5 protein-coding genes and 1 pseudogene are annotated in these 3,418 nt (G+C 62.5%); 2 read left to right on the top strand and 4 right to left on the bottom strand.

Annotated features, from left to right (window positions below; all coding sequences use genetic code 11):
- Nucleotides 1-758 (top strand): hypothetical protein (locus tag KBA48_RS32825; protein ID WP_292912872.1); only part of this gene is annotated, 758 nt, incomplete at its 5' end.
- Nucleotides 755-898 (top strand): hypothetical protein, encoded by a 144-nt coding sequence (locus KBA48_RS32820; protein ID WP_292912871.1) that lies wholly within the window; start codon nucleotides 755-757, stop codon nucleotides 896-898. The genes KBA48_RS32825 and KBA48_RS32820, both read left to right, overlap by 4 nt.
- 10 nt (nucleotides 899-908) lie before the next feature.
- Here the strand turns inward: KBA48_RS32820 and KBA48_RS32815 are convergent, their stop codons facing one another.
- The 4 genes and pseudogenes from KBA48_RS32815 to KBA48_RS32800 form a co-directional block, all read right to left on the bottom strand.
- On the bottom strand, nucleotides 909-1,517 hold the full coding sequence (locus KBA48_RS32815) for a hypothetical protein (RefSeq protein WP_292912870.1): 609 nt from the start codon (nucleotides 1,515-1,517) through the stop codon (nucleotides 909-911).
- Nucleotides 1,514-2,203: a lambda exonuclease family protein gene (locus tag KBA48_RS32810; protein WP_292912869.1), complete on the bottom strand. Its 690-nt coding sequence runs from the start codon at nucleotides 2,201-2,203 to the stop codon at nucleotides 1,514-1,516. Before KBA48_RS32810 ends, KBA48_RS32815 begins: the two co-directional genes overlap by 4 nt.
- A 437-nt stretch (nucleotides 2,204-2,640) precedes the next feature.
- A complete protein-coding gene (locus tag KBA48_RS32805; protein ID WP_292912868.1) occupies nucleotides 2,641-2,832 on the bottom strand; it encodes a hypothetical protein in 192 nt (63 codons plus the stop codon).
- Nucleotides 2,829-3,418 (bottom strand): annotated as a pseudogene (locus tag KBA48_RS32800) (hypothetical protein); the annotation flags it as partial. The pseudogene KBA48_RS32800 and the gene KBA48_RS32805, both read right to left, overlap by 4 nt.

The following is a 3,418-nucleotide window of genomic DNA, read 5'->3' as shown; positions in this document are numbered from 1 at the left end:
GACGCCATCGCCGCATGGAACCGCCGCGCCGAGGCCCAGCCATGACCCATTCCGACACCGATCCGGCGGTCAATCCGGAGCCTCGCCTCCCTGTCAACTCCCCCGGCTTAACGGCTGGGGGTTTTTCTCCGGTGGCGGCGCTGTTTGTCGAGACCGGCGGTTCATACTGGGGCCTGCCCGACGTAGACCCGTGGGACGAAACCCGTGACGCCCGCCAGTATGCCGGTCCGTGGCCGGTCGTCGCGCATCCGCCCTGCCAGCGGTGGGGCAAGTTCTGGGCCGGTCAGCCGCTGTGGATTGCCCGCACGGGCGAGCGCAAGGCAAAGGGTGACGACGTCGGTTGCTTCGCCGCTGCGCTGTCTGCCGTCCAGGAATGGGGCGGGGTTCTGGAGCATCCCGAAGGCAGTCATGCATGGGCGCACTTCGGGCTGAACAAGCCGCCCCGCAGTGGTGGATGGGTCAGGGCTGACGACTACGGCTGGACGTGCTGCGTCGAGCAGGGGCAATACGGCCACTACGCGCGCAAGCCGACATGGCTGCTGGTCTATGGGTTGCAACGCAATGAATTGCCCGAACTGCGCTGGGGCAAGTCCGAACCCACGTTCCCGCAATGGGCCATCGACCGCTACGGCCTGGCCAAGTGCAAGCGCGCCGGGGAACTGGCGTTCAAGGGTGGTGGCAAGGACAGCCATCACCGCATCGGAACCCCGCCCGAATTCCGCGACTTGTTGCTTGCCATCGCGAGGTCGGCCGCATGACCCCAGCCGAAGCCATCCGCCGCTGCGCCACGGTCGCGGAGTGCCATGCGCTGCGGGCCAGCCTGGGCGAGATGGACAGTGCGACATACATGGCGCTGTTGATGCGGATCGAGGCGTTGAGGAAGAAAGAGGGGGCCTAAGCCCCCTCGATCAGATCGGCGGTTCGTCGTCTTCCTCGACGGGTGGTGCTGGTAGTTCGTCAGCCTTGGCCGCCAGTTGCTTCAGTTCATCCATGATGACCGTCGCGCTGGGCCGCATTTGCGGGTTGGCCTTGAACCATGCGCGGAACGCCTCGGCCCCACCCTTTGCGGCTTCGCGCGCAAGAGCTTGGTGCTTCTCGTCAATGACCGGCGGTTCGTCATCTGCGGCCCGCGCCAAAACCTTGACCTTGTGAGGTGCCCGGTTCTGCTTGGTCATCGTCAGCATGAACACCTTTTCGGCATCAATGTCTGACAGATGGCTGATCCTGATTCCGCCGACTTCAAGGCCGCCCCACTTCACCTTGGGGTCACGGTAGAGCGTCATGCTGCGCCCGATATAGGCCCGCGCGTCCGGCCCCCATGCTTGCACCAGAACGCGGCTCATGGACTTGCAGGGGCGATACACCTTCACATCGCCTTTGATGTGGATCGAGACAGGCTGTTCAGTGCCGCCTTGGATCGACACGTCGCTGATCGTGATCGTGCGGGGTCCGCCGATAAGGTCATCGGCGTTCCACTGGTCGCTCTTGGGTTGGATAACTTGCGTCATATCCTTCATGCTTCTTCTCCAATGTGCATTTCTTGTTCGACCACCCTCTCGGTCTGGGCATACCCATGCGCCTTCACGTTGTGGTCATAGGCCGTGACGGCGATCTCAAGCTTGTCTTCAAATTCCGTCGCGGCGCTGATGATGGCCGCCTGCATTTCATCATCAGCAAACACGCGGGAAACGAACATCGGCAACCCGCCGCTGTAGCTGATGAAGTCCACCCAATCGCGGCCAGTCACCAGCAAGCCGGTCTGGATTTGCAAGGCATATTCGTCTGGCACTTCGCCGGTCGCGATGGCCTGCACCTGAAACTTCTGGCGGCGGCTCTTGATTTCGATCAGTCCGTCCTCACCCACCAGCCCATCCGGGCTATACCCCAGCGTGAAGCCCCACTGGTCATTCGTCACAAAGCCGACTTCCTCGACCGGCGCATACCGCTTGGCATACAGGTCACGCGCCCGAATCTCGTCTTCCCAGCCACGCAGCATCTCGTCGCCGATGTAGGACGGCTCAACATAGCCGCTGATGCGCTGGGCCGCCAATTCCCAAAGGTGCGCGCGGCTCTTGTCATTGGCCGCCATCTTCAAGGTTGGCGTCAGGATCAGCTTCATCTCTGATGCCGTCAGAAGACCGCGCCGGGCGTTGTGCCACTCCTCGCTGCCTTGGATCAGGTCGGTGTGATAGGTTATTGCCATGTCCGCCTCGCGTTGCTACAGTGTGGTAACAGTAACAAGGCGTGGGCACAATGGCAAGAGACAAATTCATCAAGGTCAGGGTTGAGTCGCAGCAACTTGAGGACTGGAACCGCGCAGCCGCAATGGCTGGCATGACGCTATCGGATGCACTCAGGGCCGGGGCTGTCCAAGTGCTATCGCGACAGCTTCATTCCCTGATCGCGCAATCCCTGCCCGCCCGCCCTGACGCCGGACAGCAGCAAGAAACTTGACCTGCGCGTCTGTCGGCTGGCCTATGGCTGACTTGCATTCAAGGGCCACAAACACGCCATCCGGCGCTATGGCAATGATGTCGCTGGACCCGACGCATAGGCCGAAGCGGATGGGCCTGCCGGATCGGTCGGGCAGGACGCCTGTATTCTGGCGCCACGCCAAACAACCAGCCGCCGACAGCGCGATCAGGCAGGCGTTAACGATGTGGCTTTCGGATTGACGCTGCGCTTTGCGATCACCAGACATTGCTTTTCCTCTCTGATTACAATCCGCACGTCGTCAACCGTGAAGCCCTGCACCCGGCACCACGCCTTAGCCTCGGCCCTGCCTTCGTCGCTGGCATCGGTTGCGAAGATGACCCAGCCCTCGGTGATCATGATGCCCGCTTGGCGAGACGTGCCGTCATCACATGCGCCGCCCAGCCTTCCGGGTTTTTCATGCCCTTCTGTCTGCCCAAGGCAATCAGCGCGTCGAGGCTCTTAGCCAGTGCCTGCGGCGGTGGGGGCCTGCGACCCGATGTCACTTCCGCCAACTCCCCTTCCACCTCGTCAACCATCCTGGACGCCACAGGGTAGACGAACCCGCAGGCGGGGCACACAGGCGCTGGACGATGGCAGTGGTAGCACTCCGCGCACTGGCGCACCGGCAGGGCTTTCTCTGTGTCGCTGTCGCGCTTCTCGCGGCCCTGCAGGGTCCATTCGCGTGGATCATCTGGCAGGCCGTGGCGGTCTACGTTGCCCGCGTGGTCAAAGATCAATGCAGGTTCGTCTTTCTTGCGCAGCACCCGACCCCATTTCTGAAGCTGAAGCGATAGCGACTTGGTCGGGCTAAGGTCCGACATGCTTTCCACCGTCACGTCCATCTGCGCCGCGCTGGCGAGGTCGAACCCGAACGTGAGCAGCTGACAGTTCGCCAACACCAACAATTCCCGCCGCGCGAACCGCCGCACCAATGCCGACCGCT

This window comes from Niveispirillum sp. (assembly GCF_017996735.1).
Classification (GTDB): domain Bacteria; phylum Pseudomonadota; class Alphaproteobacteria; order Azospirillales; family Azospirillaceae; genus Niveispirillum.
Note: the sequence above shows the minus strand (reverse complement) of the source record. Positions and strands in the feature narration are given on the sequence as shown.

Excerpts from the sequence above, each read along its gene's own strand:
- KBA48_RS32820 (WP_292912871.1), top strand. The coding sequence starts at position 755 with ATGACCCCAGCCGAAGCCATCCGCCGCTGCGCCACGGTCGCGGAGTGC.
- KBA48_RS32810 (WP_292912869.1), bottom strand. The coding sequence starts at position 2,203 with ATGGCAATAACCTATCACACCGACCTGATCCAAGGCAGCGAGGAGTGG.
- KBA48_RS32815 (WP_292912870.1), bottom strand. The coding sequence starts at position 1,517 with ATGAAGGATATGACGCAAGTTATCCAACCCAAGAGCGACCAGTGGAAC.
- KBA48_RS32805 (WP_292912868.1), bottom strand. The coding sequence starts at position 2,832 with ATGATCACCGAGGGCTGGGTCATCTTCGCAACCGATGCCAGCGACGAA.